Annotated in this window: 15 protein-coding genes; 4 read left to right on the top strand and 11 right to left on the bottom strand. The window is 58.9% G+C overall.

Annotation, left to right across the window (positions count from 1 at the left end; genetic code table 11):
• Positions 1 to 118: 118 nt before the first annotated feature.
• Both ACHZBS_RS21695 and ACHZBS_RS21690 read left to right on the top strand, forming a co-directional pair.
• Positions 119 to 328 carry a hypothetical protein gene (locus tag ACHZBS_RS21695; RefSeq protein WP_319408590.1) on the top strand — a complete coding sequence of 70 codons (210 nt, stop codon included), beginning with the start codon at positions 119 to 121 and terminating at the stop codon, positions 326 to 328.
• Positions 258 to 1,091 (top strand): L,D-transpeptidase family protein, encoded by an 834-nt coding sequence (locus ACHZBS_RS21690; protein ID WP_319408589.1) that lies wholly within the window; start codon positions 258 to 260, stop codon positions 1,089 to 1,091. Before ACHZBS_RS21695 ends, ACHZBS_RS21690 begins: the two co-directional genes overlap by 71 nt.
• Positions 1,092 to 1,117: 26 nt before the next feature.
• Here the strand turns inward: ACHZBS_RS21690 and ACHZBS_RS21685 are convergent, their stop codons facing one another.
• From ACHZBS_RS21685 to ACHZBS_RS21645, 9 genes are all read right to left on the bottom strand, one after another.
• A complete protein-coding gene (locus ACHZBS_RS21685) occupies positions 1,118 to 1,570 on the bottom strand; it encodes a universal stress protein (protein WP_319408588.1) in 453 nt (150 codons plus the stop codon).
• Positions 1,571 to 1,584: 14 nt separating this feature from the next.
• Positions 1,585 to 3,483, bottom strand: coding sequence for a GAF domain-containing sensor histidine kinase (locus ACHZBS_RS21680; protein WP_319408587.1), 1,899 nt, complete (start codon positions 3,481 to 3,483; stop codon positions 1,585 to 1,587).
• Entirely contained in the window at positions 3,480 to 3,896 is a 417-nt protein-coding gene (locus tag ACHZBS_RS21675) for a response regulator (RefSeq protein WP_319408586.1), read from the bottom strand. Before ACHZBS_RS21675 ends, ACHZBS_RS21680 begins: the two co-directional genes overlap by 4 nt.
• A complete protein-coding gene (locus ACHZBS_RS21670) occupies positions 3,893 to 4,444 on the bottom strand; it encodes a hydrogenase maturation protease (RefSeq protein WP_319408585.1) in 552 nt (183 codons plus the stop codon). The genes ACHZBS_RS21675 and ACHZBS_RS21670 overlap by 4 nt, the downstream gene beginning before the upstream one ends.
• A gap of 3 nt (positions 4,445 to 4,447) precedes the next feature.
• Positions 4,448 to 5,878 carry a Ni/Fe hydrogenase subunit alpha gene (locus tag ACHZBS_RS21665; protein ID WP_319408584.1) on the bottom strand — a complete coding sequence of 477 codons (1,431 nt, stop codon included), beginning with the start codon at positions 5,876 to 5,878 and terminating at the stop codon, positions 4,448 to 4,450.
• 230 nt (positions 5,879 to 6,108) lie between these two features.
• Positions 6,109 to 6,651 (bottom strand): NADP oxidoreductase, encoded by a 543-nt coding sequence (locus tag ACHZBS_RS21660; RefSeq protein ID WP_319408583.1) that lies wholly within the window; start codon positions 6,649 to 6,651, stop codon positions 6,109 to 6,111.
• Positions 6,638 to 8,737, bottom strand: a complete 2,100-nt coding sequence (locus ACHZBS_RS21655; RefSeq protein WP_319408582.1) for a 2Fe-2S iron-sulfur cluster-binding protein — start codon at positions 8,735 to 8,737, stop codon at positions 6,638 to 6,640. The genes ACHZBS_RS21660 and ACHZBS_RS21655 overlap by 14 nt, the downstream gene beginning before the upstream one ends.
• Positions 8,738 to 8,750: 13 nt before the next feature.
• Entirely contained in the window at positions 8,751 to 11,906 is a 3,156-nt protein-coding gene (gene nuoF / locus ACHZBS_RS21650; protein ID WP_319408581.1) for an NADH-quinone oxidoreductase subunit NuoF, read from the bottom strand.
• A 38-nt stretch (positions 11,907 to 11,944) separates the two neighbouring features.
• A complete protein-coding gene (locus tag ACHZBS_RS21645) occupies positions 11,945 to 12,454 on the bottom strand; it encodes an NAD(P)H-dependent oxidoreductase subunit E (RefSeq protein ID WP_319408580.1) in 510 nt (169 codons plus the stop codon).
• 84 nt (positions 12,455 to 12,538) lie between these two features.
• Here ACHZBS_RS21645 and ACHZBS_RS21640 point away from each other — a divergent pair, with 84 nt between their 5' ends.
• Entirely contained in the window at positions 12,539 to 12,901 is a 363-nt protein-coding gene (locus tag ACHZBS_RS21640; RefSeq protein WP_319408579.1) for a hypothetical protein, read from the top strand.
• Between the two features lie 89 nt (positions 12,902 to 12,990).
• Entirely contained in the window at positions 12,991 to 13,926 is a 936-nt protein-coding gene (locus tag ACHZBS_RS21635) for a universal stress protein (protein ID WP_319408578.1), read from the top strand.
• A gap of 54 nt (positions 13,927 to 13,980) precedes the next feature.
• Here the strand turns inward: ACHZBS_RS21635 and glgP are convergent, their stop codons facing one another.
• Together glgP and ACHZBS_RS21625 are read right to left on the bottom strand one after the other, a co-directional pair.
• Positions 13,981 to 16,122, bottom strand: coding sequence for an alpha-glucan family phosphorylase (gene glgP, locus ACHZBS_RS21630; RefSeq protein ID WP_319408577.1), 2,142 nt, complete (start codon positions 16,120 to 16,122; stop codon positions 13,981 to 13,983).
• Between the two features lie 65 nt (positions 16,123 to 16,187).
• On the bottom strand, positions 16,188 to 17,744 hold the full coding sequence (locus tag ACHZBS_RS21625; protein ID WP_319408576.1) for a glycogen/starch synthase: 1,557 nt from the start codon (positions 17,742 to 17,744) through the stop codon (positions 16,188 to 16,190).
• Between the last annotated feature and the right edge of the window lie 7 nt (positions 17,745 to 17,751).

The raw sequence follows: 17,751 nt of genomic DNA, 5'->3' as shown, positions 1-17,751 counted from the left end.
ATAGATATAAATACTCATATTGACGCATACAAATGGTTAATACTGCGCATTGTTTCCCCATCCCGAAAACGATTATAAAGAATTCCATTCCACCTGACCTGATGCGGCATAGCCAGTGATGCACAGCTGTCCCCCCCATCCCCAGGCGCTGGAGCAGTCCAGCCGGGCGATGGAGGAGGCGAAACAGGCCAAAGCCATGTCTGCCGATGCCAATGCGGCCGCTTCGCGGGCCGAGTTGGCTGCCGACCGCGCCATGGATGCGGCTGCCCAGGCCGAAAAAGCCGCCAGCCGGGCCGAATCCGCTGCTGGACATCGCCCGGCAATATAACCTGGGCTTCAATGAAATCCAGGACCTCTATCCGCAGCTTGACCCCTGGCTGCCCCCCGAAGGCATGCTCATGGACATCCCTTCCCAGTGGGTCCTGCCGAAGGGGGTTTTCAATGGCATCGTTGTCAATATCGCCGAATTAAGGCTGTATTGCTTCAGCGCGGACCAAAGCAGCGTCGTCACTTTTCCCATAAGCATCGGTGGGAAAGCCTGGCAAACGCCGAAGGGCAGCTTCGCCATCAAAGAGAAGAAGATCCACCCGGGTTGGGCCGTACCGCCCTCGTTGAGACAAAAGTATGTTTTTCAATATCTTCCGCCCGGTCCGGACAATCCCCTGGGAGCGTTCTGGATGGGCCTTGAGAACACGCACTATGGTATCCATGGCACCGATTTCCCATGGTCGATCGGGCGGGCGGTGACCCGTGGGTGCATCCGGCTGTATCCCGAGGACATCGAACGGCTTTTCGAACGCGTTCAACCGGGGACGCGGGTCACCATGGTCTATGAACCGGTCAAGATCGGCACGCTGGCGGATCGGGTGTTCGTAGAAGTCCATCGGGACATCTACGGCAGGGTCGGAAACCTTCAGCAATATGGCTTATTCCATTTACGAATGAGCAGGCATGCCTGGCGCGTCGACCTCGACAAGTATCGTCAGGCCCTCGACCGCCAGGATGGCATGCCTGTGGATGTGACCCGGTCGCTGGCGGCCGGCAGCATGGAAAACAAGCCTTTTACCAGCACTGTCGAACCCTCTTTATGAACGGCGGCCGGGACGCTGTCTGCCGGCTACTTCGCGAAACGCGAACGGATCAGCAGCAGCGGCCGGTCGATGCGATTGAGCACGCCCACGGCCACACTGCCGTAAAAGGTCCGCTCCCCGCCACCCTGACCATGACTGGCCATGGCCACCAGATCCGCCGATTCCCGCTTGGCGGTGTCAATGATGCAGGCCACCACCCCGCCTCGACCGATACGCATCTGCACATCGATATCGATGGATCGCCATTTATCGATGATCGTCTGCAGGTAGGCCTGGGTCGTGGTTATCCGTTTCCGGCGTTTTTCCAGGTACGTGTTCACATCGACCACTTCGTCGCGCTCAAGCGCCAAATCGGATGTCTCGTCCACATACAGGAGGACCACGCTGGCCTTAAGGCACAGGGCCAGACTCTCCACATGCGGTAAAATGGCCTCTGCGCGCATCGAACCGTCCAAGGGCACGAGTATTTTTTTGTACATGGCATCTCTCCTTTTCAGTTATCCTCATTGGCTGAAGGCCGGTCGGCTATCGGCAGACGGCAGGTAAAACAGGTGCCCTCCCCCAGCGTGCTTTTCACGGATATGGTGCCTTTCAGACGATCCATAATTTCCTTTACGACCACCAGTCCCAGCCCCGTCCCTTCTTCCTCAAACTGTCTGGCGTTGGCGGATCTGAAAAATTCCGTAAAAATGCAGGGAAGATCATCCGGCGTGATACCGATACCGGTGTCACGGACTTGAAACCGGACATGCTTGCTGTTTTCCCGGCTTAACGTCACACGCACCGCCCCTCCCACCGGCGTATATTTCACCGCATTGGCAATCAGGTTGGTGAACAGGTCGTCGACAAGCTTCTCATCGGCCAGAACATGAGGCAGTGATTTGTCGATAGCGAAGGCGACGTCCACATGCTTTTCGGCCGCCAGCACCTGGTATGGCTCCCTCAGGGGGTTCAATACACTGGCCGCCGTGACCGGATGCAAGACAACCTTTTGCAGGTCCATCCGTTTAATTTCAAGATTGAGCAGGTCGGCAACCACGTCTCCCAGAATCTGGAGGCGTTTCACACTGCGGTCGAGCGTAGTTGCCTGTTTCGGCGTCACAGGACCGAGATAACGGTTTTTTATCAGGTTGAGCATGCTCAACACGGTATTCAACGGTGAGCGAAGCTGGTGGGCCGCTTTCTGCAGGAACCATGATTTATCGAGGTCCCTTTTCAGGTTTTCCATGGACAGGGCGGTCAGGTCGGTCATCAACGAAAAAAATTTGACGTCATCCTCCGAAAAATAGCCGGGCTCGGCACCGTATACGCAAAATATCCCCGAAACGGTCTTGCCCACGGAAAGGGGCAGGCAGATCATGGAAGCAATTCCTTCTTTGCGGATATCTTCCGGATACTGGGAATAATCTTTTTCATCTATTTTACCGATGACGCTCAGCGTCCCATCCATGATTTTCTGGGCAATGGGGTTTCCGGCAACCTTGACCCCCCGACTGTTTTTCTTATACTCCTCGCCGAGACCGAAGGTGGAAGCAAAGATCAGGTTTTCCCGCTGATCGTCCAGCAGTTTGATGGAGCAGGTGTCGACCCCCATTATCCGGGCCGCGTTTCGGGTGGCCACATCCATCAACGGCTGCAGCGACACGCAGCCGCCCATCTCCGTGACCATCTTATACAGGGCCCTCAATTTAACATTACCGGCATCCAGTGCTTTAGAGACCTGAAGAAGTGCTCTGCCTTTGACCCTCAGACTCAACTTGAGGGAGGTGACCAGAAAAGCGGTGATGAACAGGGCGGCAACAAAGAGTAGAAAGAAAGGCACCATGTCCGGACTATCCACCGGAACATACAAACGATAAACCCACGACGATCCGTGGAACATGGCCGGCTGGACAGGGAGAATTTCCAACGCCTGCAATGTCACCAGCCCGCCCAGGACCGCCGGGACCGAGAAGCAATATAAAAAACAGCTCAACGGGAAGAGCAACATCCCGGACAGGATGACATGGAAAATTAAAAATATGAGCAGCGGGCTGTGTAAATTTCCGGTAAAATAAATTAACGGATAAAGGGCTGAGAAGTCGCAAATGATCTGTGCGTGGGTAAAAATGGTCAAGGGCTTTACTTCCCGGGGGTTGCCCGTTTGCAGCCGCCGCCAGATGAAATGAAAACCGATATTGTAAAGCAAGACAAAAAGGAGGATAAGATCGACGGTGACAACCGGCAGCGTCCGCCATTGATAATATACCAGCCAGCTTGCGACCAGCGATGAACCGGCGGCAATCCACCTCAGACGGATCAACCAGCGGACCCGTTCCCTGAGTTCCTTGCGGAAAAACAGCTGCTCCCTGACCAGTTCATCGCCCAGTTGCATGTGGAGGCCGTCCGTCATAATGTCTCGTCTTTTTCCTTCCAGATATCCTCGATGGTGGTCAGCAATTTCTCCGGATCCACCGGTTTTTCAATAAAGACCGATACCGGCCAGTCCTCTCCCAGGATGTGTTGAAACGTGTCTGGACCTGTTTCGGCCATGACCTTTGGAAACGAGGTGACCATGATAATGGGTATGTCCCGGTATTCGGGCCGGTTGTTGAGTTTGCACGCCAGATCGAATCCCTCGGTAACCGTAGCCATCATGACATCCAGGATGATGAGATCGGGTTTTTTTTCTTGGATGCGGCGAAACCCGTCCTGACCGTCATAGGCCGTCCTGACCGCATAGGCTTGGCTTTCCAGCACGATCCTAAGGGTATCCACCAGGTCCCGGTCGTCGTCGATGACGAGTATATCTTTTCCGGCACTCATGTCGGCCTCCTGATAGGGTTTTGTCCGTTATTAATTACCTTTCCCGGTTTGTCCGGGAGTTCCGGTCGGGTTTCCCCCCCTTGCGTCAACACCAACGCGGTGATTTCGCCGATGACCTGTTCAGCCCTTTTCCGGGCCACGGGGGACAGTCCGCTGCCGAAGCCGAAATCGTTTCCCTCAACGGTGACCAGCCAGGCGGTCGGGCAGCGGCGGTACAAACACAGCAGCCAACCCAGGATGAAGGCCGGGGTAAGCTGGTGGCCCAGGCAGACCATGGGTTTGAGTTCCGGCTGAATGGCCGTCCAGCGACGCCCCGGCACCCCCCTTTGGATGGCGGCGTCCACAAACAAAATGGTAGTCGCGTTTTTCAGCGGTTCAATCCAATCCGGTTCCAGCTGGTGGGAAACCCGCAGGTGAACATCCCTGCGGTTCGCAACGAGGGGCCGCAGCCGGTTGACGACATACGGGCCGATGCCGTCATCCCGGCGCTGGGTGTTGCCATAGCCGATGATCCAATATTCAGATGTTGTTGTTTCCGGCAGGATCATGGTTTACGTGCTCCCGAGTGTTTTTACCCGTGCGCCGGTACTGCTGAAAATGTCGATGACCAGCGGCATCTGTCCGACGGCATGGGTGGAACAGGATAGACAGGGATCGTAGCATCGGATGGCGCCTTCGATCCGGTTCAGCATGCCTTCCCGAACCTCACCGCCACGGATACAGGCTCTGGCCACCAGGTCGACCGACCGGTTCATGGCCAGGTTGTTATGCCCGGTGGCCACGATAAGATTGACGGCTTCAAGGATTCCGTATTTATCCACCCGGTAATGATGGATCAGGGTCCCTCTGGGGGCTTCGATGACCCCCACCCCTTCCCGGTGGGCCGGGTTGGATGAAATGCGGATATCCCGGCCGCAGATCCGCTCGTCTTCCAAAAGCGTTTCAGCCTTCTCCAGGCAGTAAAGCAGTTCGATGAGCCGCGCGTAATGGAAAAACAGGGATCCGCCCTTAAGCCCGTTTGCGGTCCGTTGACGATAGTCGTCGAACGCCGCTTGTGCCTGGAAAGTTCCCATGGCATCGACGACATTCAGCCGTCCCAGCGGTCCCACCCGGTAGCAGCCGGTCGGATAGCCGAGGGGCTTGAAAACCGGAAACTTAAGATAGGACCAGGGTTCCACATGTTCGGCGATGAACCCCAGGTATTGCGCCGGCTCGAATTCGGCCAGGATGCCGCCGTCATGCCCCCTCATGCGCATGTTGCCGTCGTACAGGGCCGGGCATCCCTTTTCATCTACCAGTCCGGCGTAAATGGATGGGAAATTGGCAAATTGTGCCACCTCATCCCCATGGGCCCCGAGCCATTCCTTGACGATACCCAGGGCGGCATGGGTTGACGCATAGGCGTCGGAGAAGCCGCTCAACAGGTTGCCGCGATCCTCATCCTTGAGCGGATTCATGACCCCGCCGGGTACGGCAAAGGCCGGATGGATTTTCTTGCCGCCCAGGGCCTTGATGATTTCCTGCCCGAATTTTCTTAGCCGAATGCCTTTCATGGCCAGATCCGGAAACGCCGCCATCAGTCCCACGACATTGCGTCTGCCCGGATCGGCATCCCAGCCGAGCAGCAGGTCGGGGCTGGCGAGATGGAAAAAATGCAATGCATGGGACTGAATGAACTGTCCCATATGCAGCAGTTCCCGCAATCGTCTGGCGGTGGGTGGAACAACCACGCCCAGGATCGCATCGCAGGCCTTGGCCGAGGCCAGCTGGTGGCTGACCGGGCAGATGCCGCAGATGCGCTGGGTGAGCACGGGCATCTCCTCAAAAGGCCTGCCCTGGCAGAACCGCTCGTAGCCACGAAACTGGGTAACGTGAAACCGGGACTCGCACACATCGCCGTTTTCATCCAGATGAATCGTGACCTTGCCGTGGCCTTCGATGCGGCTGAGGGGGTTGATGGTAATTTTTTTTGATGGGGCCATGCAACGCCTTCCTGTTGGGGCGACATCCTATGGTACGTTACCAATCGGTGTCGCTATTGCTGACCTGATCACTACACGGAATCCTCACCAGTGCCTGTTCGGAAACGAGGATTTTTGTTCGAGATCAAGGCGTGCGAAAAATTTTACCGCAGGCATATAGTTGATATTCCAAGGATAAAATTTTTCGCACAACGCAGATATCGGGCAAAAAGACCGTTTCCGGATAGGCACTAATCGAAATGGATCATTTCCTCGGGCAACACAGGCAGCCTGCCCGCCAGCAGTTCCTTGAGACAATAGGCCAAAACTTCCGGCGCCGGCGGGCAGCCGGGCACATACCCGTCAACCGCCACCACCGCGTTGACCGGCAGCACCTTGTCCAGAAGCGGGGGAATGTCTTCATGGCAGGGAATGACCCCGTTTACGGTGCCGGCTGTTTCCACATAGCTGCAGCGCAGCACCTCGTCCGTGGACAGCCCGTTGCGCAGGGTGTGGATGCCGCCGAAAACGGCGCAGTCTCCCCAGGCGATGAGCAAACGGCACTGCCTGCGAAGCCGTTCGATCACTTCCCGATTTTCCTGGTTGCCCACGCCGCCTTCCACGATTCCCACGTCGACGGGGGGAAAGGCGAAATCCTTGACATCCGTCAGCGGAGAGACCGTCAATTCCACCTGCGAGAGAATATCGACCAGCCCTTCGTCCAGATCCAGAAACGACATGTGGCAGCCGGCACAGGCCTCGCACCAGACCGTGGCCAGTTTAGGTTTTTTCACCGATGGCCTCCTTCTGCATCTCGCGTTCGGCCTGCCGGCGCAAGGCTTCCCATGTGGTGCAGCCTGAAGTGACATTCGCCCGTACGGCCAGATCCGCCAGGGTTTGCCAGGCTGCTTGGATGCCGGCCGGGGCATCCAGCATTTTCCGGCGAAACATGGTTTCGCAGCCGTCCAGGCCGGACCAGGTGCCGTCGGTTTCTCTCCACGAGGATTTGGGTATGAGCACATGGGCACGGTCATCCAGACTATCGGGCCAGCAGGGGCTGATGACCGCCAGGAATCCCAGATCATCGGGGATTTTTAAATCGACCGCGCCTTGAAACGGGTACTGCTCAAGCAGGATCAGACCGCCTTTTATCCCGGCCCGGGCCCGATGCTTCCGGCCCGACCGGTTCAGCAGCCGCCAGGCACCCATGCTGTTGCCGCACGGCTTCAGCACAATCAGCCGCAACCGCCGATCATGATCAAGCCCCTTTAACCGGGCCAGGTTCACCAGCGCTCCCAGGCCGGTCTTATCCGCTTGGGCGGCGACGTTCTCGCCAACGAGAATCAACGGGTTGACCGAATCCACGAAATCCCGGATGATTTCATGCAAAACGATCTGAGCCGTACCGTCCAGATGCAGCCGTTTAACGATATCCGTGGCCTTTACCGTTTCAATCGGCCTGACGGCTTCGCCCGGGCCGGCCGCAGCAGTCGTTTTTTTCATTCCTTTGGCGGCTTCGTTTGAAATCAGCCTGACCAGCAACAGCGCATCTTTATTTTTAACCGGAAGATGATGGGTTCCATGGGGATACAGAAAATCATCCGGGCCGATAACGGCGGACCGCAGGTGGTGCTCGATCAAGCACCTGCGGATCAGGTTGCCCACCGCCGGCTGGCGGTCAGGGGAAACGGCGCCGACCGTAAGAATAAAATCGGCTTCGGCGATCTTTTTCCAGGAGGCTTCCGTAAAGGGCTGTCCGTTATCCGGCCCGAGGTCGTATATATTTTGAAATTCGGACGATTCCACGGTGGCAATGGCTCCGGCCTGCCACGCGCTTTCCATCAGGTCCCTGAAACAGACCAGTTCCTCATTGGAGGACAGGCCCGAAACCAGTCCCATCACCGCATGGCCGCCATGGGCATCGCGCACCCGGTTCAATCCTTCAACGGTAAGGTCCAGGGCGCGCTCCCGGCTCGTTTCAGCCCAGGATCCGTCCGTTTGCCTGGCCATGGGGTGCAGAAGGCGACGGCCGGAAGGCTTGAGCACCTCAAATCTTCCCAAATGGCAAAGGATGCCGCGGTCGGGCCGGTCCTCGCCGGCGGGGAAGATGCCTTCGATTTTTATCAAATCATTGTCCCTGACCGTCGAGACGGTAGGACACAGCAACCCGCACAGCGGACAAACCGTCCGGATCGTCTGCCAGTTTCTGGAATGTCCCTTGACCGTGTAATGGGTCCGGTGCCGATGGTACAGGGCGCCGGTCGGACAGACCTGCAGACAGGCGCCGCAACTGGTGCAGGTGGAATGCTCGCGCGTCTCGTTCAGGTCGAAACCGATCAGGGTGGCGGGTCCCCGGTTGTGGAAGTTGAGGACGCGGCATCCGGACAGTTCCTCGCAGGCACGCACGCAACGGCCGCACAGGATACAGCGGTTATGGTCGAGTCCGATATAATCGCTGGTGGCGTCCACCGGGAAGGCATCAAAGGATGAGGGCACCGTCAGGTGATCCATATGCAGGGCGTAGGCAAGCGCCTGCAATTCACAATCACCGCTGCGGGGGCAGAACATGCAATGGTGATTTCTCTCGGCAAACAGAAATTCCAGCATGGTGCGGCGGGTTTCGATGATGCGTGCGTTGACGGTGACCACGTTCATGCCGTCCCTGACCGGTGTGACACAACTGGCGGCCAACCGGGGTGCGCCGTCCACCTCAACGACACACATGCGGCACCCCCCGCGCTCGGAAAGGGCCGGATGGTGGCAGAGCGTGGGGATGGAGATGCCCTGCTGCCGGGCCGCTTCCAGGATAGTGAGGCCGGCGCCGACGAGGGTTTCCTTCCCGTCGATGGTTATTTTCACTTGAATGGCCTCCCGTTCCATGGGGATCATCTCCTTATCCGGAAGACGTTAGGTCGCAGCGCAGGCACCGGTCGGCCTCCGCCTGTGCATCCTGGGGGGACAGGCCCAGTTCAATCTCTTTAAACGTCCTGGATCTCTGGCTGACATCGCTCTCCGGCATGCGGACTCTCGGTGCCTCCCGGATCTCTTCGGCAACGGTCATGGGGATGTCGATGCCGTCTCCCGGTGAAGGCCGGTATGGCGGTTCTCCATTTTTTTCCCGAATGGTTCGGTCCATGGCCGCCGCGGCCCGATGCCCGTCCGCAATGGCATGAACGACCGAATCCGGCCCGCGGACGGCATCTCCGCCGGCAAAAATCATGGCCGCGGCCGCACGGCCGTCCCGATTCGCTTCGATAAAGCCATGGGGAGTCAATTGAACATCGGGCGCGGGAAAAGCCGCCGAAAAATCCGGTTGCTGGCCGATGGCCACAATGACCTGGTCCACCTCCAGGACGAACTCGGCACCGGCCTGTACAACGGGTTTCCGGCGACCGTCGGACCCGAACTCGCCCAGGACCATCCGTTGGCAGACGATCCGCCCGACGCGGCCGTTCCCGCCTTCCAGGCGGACGGGGGCAACGAGATCGTGAATCGTTATCCCTTCGGCTTCCGCCGCGCGAATCTCCTCCTTCTGGGCCGGCATATCGGACCGCCGCCGACGGTAGAGGATCATGACCGTCTGGGCCCCCAGTCGCAGCACGCATCGGGCGGCATCGATGGCGGAATTTCCACCGCCGACGACGGCCACGCGCCTGCCCACCTCGGGATTTCTCCCCAGGTTGTGAGCCCTGAGAAATTCCACGGCCCCCCTGACACCGGCCAGTTCTTCTCCCTGCACACCCATCGATGCACTTTTCTGGGCACCCATGGCCAGATAGATGCCATCGACGTTCTTTTTAAGCGTTTCCCAACCGACATCCCGGCCCACCCAGGTGTTGCAGCGCAGCTCCACCCCCATGTCGGTGATATCCCTGATCTCCCGGGCCAGGATCTCCCGCGGCAGGCGATAGGCCGGGATGCCCCAGCGCAGCATGCCGCCCGGTTCCGGCAGCCCCTCGAAAACCGTCACCACATATCCCCTGGAAATGAGATCCCGGGCGGCGGTCAGGCCGGAGGGACCGGCACCGACGATCGCCACTTTTTTCCGGCGGGTAACCGGCATCCGCTTGACCGGCGGCCGGGAGGCATGATCGGTGATGTAGCGTTTAAGATGCTTGATACTGAGCGGTTCATCGACGGCTGACCGTCGGCATTTCGTTTCGCATACGTGGTCGCACACCCGACCGCAGACACTGGGAAACGGATTGGTCTGAAGCAGCACCTGATAGGCATCGTCTACTCTTCCGGTCCTGACCAATGCAATATAGGCGGGGATGTCCATGCCGATGGGGCAGGCGTGCTGGCAGGGCGCCTTAAACAGACTGGCGCAGACCGCCGCCGGGCATCGCTTTTCGTAAATGTGGGCTTCATATTCATCCCGGAAATAGCGCAGGGTCGACAGCACCGGGTTCGGTGCCGTCTGTCCCAGACCGCACAAGGCTGACTGCTGCATGATCGCCGACCACCGTTCCAGGGTGGCGATGTCGCCTGCCCGGCCTTCCCCACGGCAAATGCGCGTCAGCACCTCCAGCATTTTGCGGGTTCCCACCCGGCAGGGCGTGCACTTGCCGCAGGACTCCTCCATGCAGAATTCCATGAAAAACCGGGCGACGTCCACCATGCACTTGTCGTTGTCCATAACGATCATGCCGCCCGAGCCCACAATGGCTCCCAGCCGGGTGATCGATTCATAATCCACCGGGGTGTTCAGGTGGCCCGCCGGCACGCACCCGCCCGACGGCCCCCCCAATTGAACCGCTTTGAAGGTTTTGCCCCTGGGCACGCCGCCGCCGATGTCGAAGATAATATCGCCCAGGGGGATGCCCATGGGCACTTCAACCAGCCCGACGTTGGCGACGTCGCCGGTCAGGGCGAACACCTTGGTGCCCTTGCTGCGCAGGGTGCCCACACCGGCGTACCACGCCGCGCCCTTCAGGATGATCTGAGGGATGCTGGCCAGCGTTTCCACATTGTTCAGGATGGTCGGTTTTTTCCACAATCCCTGGACGGCGGGAAAAGGCGGGCGGGGTCGGGGAGTCCCGCGCCTGCCCTCGATGGAGGTCATCAGGGCGGTCTCCTCGCCGCATACGAATGCGCCGGCCCCGCGGTAGACGTCGATGTCAAATCCAAAACCGGTCCCTAAGATATTCTCGCCGAGCAGGCCGTACTGACGGGCCTGGTCGATGGCCAGAATCAGCATTTTCACCGCCAGCGGATACTCGGCCCGACAGTAGATATACCCCTGATGCGCACCGATGGCCCTGGCGGCGATAATCATCCCCTCCAGCACGGCATGGGGGTCCGACTCCAGCACGCAGCGATCCATGAAGGCCCCCGGGTCGCCTTCATCCGCATTGCACAGGACGTATTTGACATCGCCGGGCGACCGGGCGGCAAAATCCCATTTCATCCCGGTGGGAAACCCGGCGCCGCCCCTCCCGCGGATGCCGGAATCCTTGACTTCCCGGATTATCGCATCCGGCGTCATGTGAAGCAGCGCCTTGGCGGCACCAAAGAAGCCGTCGCGGGCGATAGTTTCGTCAATCTTCTCGGCCCGTATCAATCCGCGGTTGCGCATCACCCGCAGTTCCTGCCGGCCGAAGAAAGGCAGCTGCCGGATGGTGTCGCCCACCGCGGCCTCCGACGACCCGGACTCGCCTCCGTCAGCGTCCTTCTGCTCCCATCCCCGGGCGAATACCCAGTCAGCGACGACCTGTCCCTCGAGAATGTGTCTCCGGAAGATCAGCCTGGCCCTGTTCTCATCCACCGCGGCATATTTAACGGTCTCCTCCCCGACCCTTTCCACGCTGATGATCGGTTCCCGGTTGCAGATTCCCGCACAGCCTGAAGTGGTGATGGCGATGTCTTTTCTCCCGGTTGCCGCCAGTTCCTCACTGAATATGCGGTAAACCCTGTCCGCTCCGGAAGAGATTCCGCAGGTGCCCATGTGCACGGTAATGCGGGTGCTTGTTTTACCCGCTTCCAGCACCGATGCCCTGAGGACCTCTTCCTTAATCCGATGGAGATCGTCTATGGTGAGCTGAAGCATGGTCCTTCCCCCAGGCGTTGATAACCGCAACGGACAACTTAATCATATTTGTCGAGTAGTTCCATCAGCCTCGCCGGCTTGACATGCCGGAAGGTATCGGCATCGGCGGTAATGACGGGCGCGAGACCGCAGGCCCCCAGGCAGCGGACGGTTTCCAGGGAAAAACGCCTGTCGGCAGTGGTGGTCCCGGGTTCGATCCCCAGGGTCGTCGAAAGTTTTTCAAGGATTTTTTTGCCCCCCCTCACGTAACAGGCCGTTCCCAGGCAGCATTTTACGGTGTGCCTTCCCCGGGGCACCATGGTAAAAAACGAGTAGAAGGTTACCACGCCATAGACCTCGCCCAAAGGCACACCCAGGCTCAGCGCGATTTTGCGTTGAATGGCTGGGGGAAGGTAGCCCAGCGCTTCCTGAACCTCTTCGAGCACAGGTATCAGCGATCCCGGTTTGAATCGATGGCGGTCGATGATCGCATCCACCGCCGACATTTCTTCAGCCGTGAAATCCGGCGCATCCGCCGACTGGAAGGCAGGTTTTGACTGGATATCCACCACGTTTTCCTCCTGAATGGGTCGACCGTCGAGGCCCGGCGCCAGACAGCATGCCCGCGTGTAAAAATTATGGAGCAGTAATCGTTGCGGGAAGTTCCATCCCTTTCCCGGGCGGAAGCGATGTCCACCATGGAATCCATCAAAAACCATGCCGTCAGCGTCGGAAGAATTGCGTTCATGATTCAAACCGGCCCCGACCTTTCTGTTTGGGCCATGGTGCTGCGTAAGCGGGTAAAATCCGCCCCCTCGATAACGATGCCGGCGGTAACCGGCCATCGTCATCCTTTACAGACTGAAAAATTAACTGACAGGATCGGATGTCGATCCCGACCCCAATCCGCTGCCTGCCGCCTGGCGCGATGCGCCAATACACGGTTGAACGATCGGTTCCAGGAAGTGACACCGGCGTTGGCCCATGGCATGGCCCTTGCTAAAATGAATCGGTGAAACGCTGAATCTGAAAAACCATGGGGCCAACAGACACGTTTGGACAGCTTGTTCCTTAACCGGGTTCCACCAACCCAAGGAGGTGCACCATGACGACACTGCCGGTCATTCTCGTGGCCGTGGATGGTTCCGACCCGTGTATGGATGCCATAACCTACATCAGCCGCATCCTTTCTCCGAACCAGATCGCTATCGAGCTGTTTCACGTCAGGGCCGGGGTGCCGGAAGCCGTGTTTGACCAGGGCGGCGATGACGGAACCACCGCATATGAGGCGGAGATCAACCAGTGGAACGACCTGAAGGGAACCGAAATACAAGCCTTCATGGACAAAGCCAGGAAGGTGTTCACGACTGCCGGGTTCCCGCCGGATGCGGTCAATACCACCATCCGGTCCAGAAAAACCGGTATCGCCCGCGATATCATCAACGAGTCCAAACAGGCGTATTCGTTGGTCGTCATCGGCCGGAAGGGCCTCGGTACCCTGCCCGATTTCATGATGGGCAGCATTGCCGCCAAACTGGCGGAAAGCATGTCCCATGTGCCGCTGGTCGTCGTCGGCGGCCAGCCCGAAACCACCAAAGTGCTTGTGGCATTCGATCGCTCCCGAAGCATCCGCAAGGGGTTTGAAAGCGTCAGCCGCCTGTTTTCCAGATCCCTTGAGGAAATCCTGCTCTGCCACATCATCCGCCCCCTGTCCGTTCCCCATCCGGTAACCTGCACCTATTTCTCAACCAAAACCGAAGCGCACTGGCTGGATGAGCACTCACGGCTGATCATCCCGGCAATGGTCGATGTGAAGAAGCATCTGAGCAGCATCGGATTCGATCCCGATACTTTCCGGACCGCCATTTTGAAAAAGAAGATCAGTCGGGCGGATGCGATTGTCAGGGAAGCAGACGCCCATGAATTCGGAACCCTCGTTGTCGGCCGCCATGGCGCCTCTTCCGTAAAGGAATTCACCATGGGCCGGGTGACGCGCAAGGTTCTCTCCATGGCATACAACAAGGCGATCTGGATTATTTGAAGGCCTCATTGAAGCATCCATTTGCAATGATGCGCATCTTCCGATCAACGATGTCTATACGGTTTTTATGGCATTCACATAGTACCGCTGGACGTATTCCTTGACCATCCGGCGGGCGGAAAACCGCGCCGCGTTGCTGCGGATGGCCTCTTTCATCACCCTCACCCAGCCTTTGGGGAAGCCGTCGTCGCTCATATCGTAATAGAGCGGAATGATCTCATCTTCAAGAAACTGATAGATGGATCCGGCATCGATGCCGGTGCGGTCGCTTTCGCCGGATACGTCCCCGAAAGCCCAGCCGTTCCTGCCGTTGTACCCCTCGATCCACCAACCGTCCAGGATGCTCAGATGGGGAACACCGTTCAAGGCGGCCTTCATGCCGCTGGTACCGCAGGCCTCCATGGGCGGCAGGGGGTTGTTGAGCCACAGGTCCACCCCGTGGAGCAGAACCTGGGCGGTCTGCTCGCCGTAGTCTTCCACGAAGGCCATACGGCCGCCCATCTGGGGGTCGCGGCAGGCGTTGAACACCTTTTGCAGGATGTGTTTCCCGGGGTCGTCGGCCGGGTGGGCTTTTCCGGCGAAAATGATCTGGATGGGCTGCCAGCGGTCGTTGAGCAGGCGTTTGATGCGCGGCAGATCGTTCAGGATCAGATCGGCCCGTTTATAGGTGGTAAAGCGGCGGGCAAACCCGAGGGTCAGAATGGACGGGTCCAGCATGGCGCCGCCGGCCAGGAGAATGGACGGGCTGGCATGTTCGGACACCCAGCGTTTCCGGCAGCGTTCCCGAATGGCATCGATCAGCTTGATCTTCAGCCAGTAGTGGGTCTGCCAGAGTTCCTGGTCCGGGATTTTTTCCACCAGTTCCCAGATATACGGGTTGTCGTGATTGTCGCGCCAGGTGGACCCGAGATAGCGATCATAGAGCATCTTGATTTTAGGTTCCACCCAGGTGGGGATGTGGACGCCGTTGGTAATGGAATCGATGGGAACGTCTGCCAATGCTTTGTCCGGCCAGAGGGATTGCCACATCTTGCGGGAAACCAACGCATGATTCCGGCTGACGGCATTGCGGAACGCCGATGCCTTCAGCGCCAGGACGGTCATGTTGAATCCCTGGTGGGGATACTGCGGATGGACACCCAGCTGCAGAAAGCCGTTGCGGTCCAATCCCAGATCGGGCCAGTAGGATCGAAAATACTTCTCCATCAGGTAAAAAGGGAACACATCGTGACCGGCAGCCACCGGGGTGTGGGTGGTGAAGACGGTACGATCCCGGACGGCGGTAAAGGCGTCGTCGAAGGACATGCCGTCGAGGCGGTAGTCACGAATCCGTTCCAGCAGGGCAAAGGCGGCGTGGCCTTCATTGAGATGGATCAGGCGGAAGTGCAGTCCCAGTTTTTCCAGCATTTCAGCTCCGCCGATACCCAGCACGATCTCCTGGCGCAGGCGCTGTTCCAGATCCCCGGAATAGAGCCGGGCGGAGATGGTCCGGTTCCAGGGGTCGTTCTGCTCGATATCGGTATCCATCAGGTAGAGCGCATTGGTGCCGACGGCAATTTTCCAGACCGCCACATGGATGGGCGGATCGATCAGCGGGACTTTGAATATCAGCTGGCGGCCCTTGTCCGTCATGACCCGTGAAATGGCGGCCGCCTCCCGGTCGAAGCGTTCATCGATATGCTCCTGCCACCCGTCGTCACGAATTCGTTGAAGCAGATATCCCTCCGGGTACATGAAGCCTACCGCCACCACCGGAATGTTCAGATCGCTGCACTCCTTGATAAAATCACCGGCCAGGAACCCGAGGCCGCCGGCGTAAAACGGCAGCGACCGGTGCAGGCCGTACTCAGCCGAAAAATAGGCTACCGCCGCCGTATCCGAGGCCGATTCAAGCTCCGCATTGAATAAAGGGTTCTCTTTCCTGACCATGTAACTGTTAAAAAGGGACATGACGACGTTGTAGTGGCGCAGGAAGTCGGGATTGTCGGCGGCGGCGGACAATATTTCGGGAGACAGCTCCCGAAGCATCTTGTCCGGATTGTGGCCGCTCTCCTTCCAGGCCTGCCGGTTCAGCATCTTGAAGAGCATCCGGGCCCGCGGGCGCCAGCTCCACCACAGGTTTTCCGCTAAATTGGCGAGTCCCGAGATCTTTTCAGGCAGATTGTGGAAATTGGGATGGACGGTGGGCGTAGGCATGGGTACCTCCTTCCGGCGGGACGGTTAAGAGCAGCGTAAAGAGGACAGGGCGAGGGGAACCGGCATCAGGCCGCTATCTGTACGTCGGCCGACAGCTCGGAATCGGCGGTCAGATGCGCCGGCGGGCAGCCAAGGACACGCGCATAAAGCCCGATGCCGCGACGCGCCGTTTCCCCGGCGTCGAACCGCGCCAGGCTGTCGGTCATGATTCTTTGCACCTGCGATGAGCGGGTGTCGCGGGGGCGACCGTAAAAAGCCATGGCCTGATCGATCGCCCACAGGAAACCGCTGGCATCGAAATGCTCGAACAGGAATCCGGTGCCACGGTTGGATTCGACATCCAGATGCGTTACGCAATCGCGGATGGCACCCGCATTGAAGGCAATGGGCAGGGCGCCGTATCGCTGGCCGATCCTGCAGGGCAGTGCGCAGGGATCCAGGTACAGCGGCATGAGCACAAAATCCGCACCGGCATAGGCCAGCCGGTAGCGTCGGGCGTCAAAATCGCACACGGCCGCACGGTCCGCGGCATGCAGCCGGTCGATCATTGCGCGCACGTGCGGTTGGCAATCGCCGTCGGCAACAAAGACCACCTGCAGCCTTTGTTCGCGGTAGCGCTCCAGAATGACGGCCAGGGTGTCGGCCATCAGCCGGCATCCGGGCCGGCTGCCGTCCAGCCGCGTGGGCCAGAAACACACCGGCGCCGTCGAATCCATGCGCAGGTTCAGTGTTTCCTGAAGCTGGAGTTTGTTGAACAGTTTACCCGCGTAGTGGGTATCCGGTCCGTAGGTCCGTGCCAGCGCCCGGTCGATGGCCGGATTGAAGGATGGATCCAGGGCCGGGGCCACGGCACAAAGGTTACCGCTCCGCAACTTGTGCTGCAGTTCCGCCTTCAGCAAGGGTCCGCCCAATTGGCATTGGGCATCGGCACACGCATTTATAAAGGTCTGGCTCAGGGTGACGGTCAGGCCGGAGGCAAACACGCCGCTGGTCAGCAGGTCCACGGGGTTGGTGCTCCTGGTTTCCTGGTAATTGACGGGCATTCGGCAATAGTAGCAATGCTGCCAGAATGAGGCTGCATCGATGCCGCGCTCTTCGATGGTCGACAGAAGCAGCCGGGGTGAATCCAGGCGGTACAGGGTAAACAGGCAGGCGATGCCGTTGCAGCGGGCCATGGCCGGGATCAGCCCCGTCATCCAGTCGTAGCAGTGGATCAGGTCCGGTTGGACTTCGGGGATGATGCGGTTGATCACTTCGCGCTGAAATGCCAGGGAAATGCGGATATTTTCCCGGTCCGTGTTCGAAAACAGCTTGGGATGGTAGTAGAATGATCGGTCCTGGGCCAGATGGATGCGACTGTCGGGCATTTCGTGCCGGCGGCTGCGGATATCGACCTCCGGCATGCGGTTGGCGTTTATTTTAAATACATTCCGATAGTTGGGTATTGCCAGGTGAACATCGACGCCACGCTCGTAGAGGGCATGGATCTGGGCGGCACAGATGTCACCGAGCCCACCCGCCCGGGCGGAGATGGACCGGGAAGGCGGCCCCATGCCCTGTGGCACGAAGGTCACTTCCGGGGTGACCACCAGAATTCGTGGATGGTGACGGTGGGATGTCATGCCTTCC

Source organism: uncultured Desulfosarcina sp. (assembly GCF_963664155.2).
Taxonomy (GTDB): Bacteria; Desulfobacterota; Desulfobacteria; order Desulfobacterales; family Desulfosarcinaceae; genus Desulfosarcina.
This window is presented reverse-complemented; position numbering and strand designations above follow the sequence as displayed.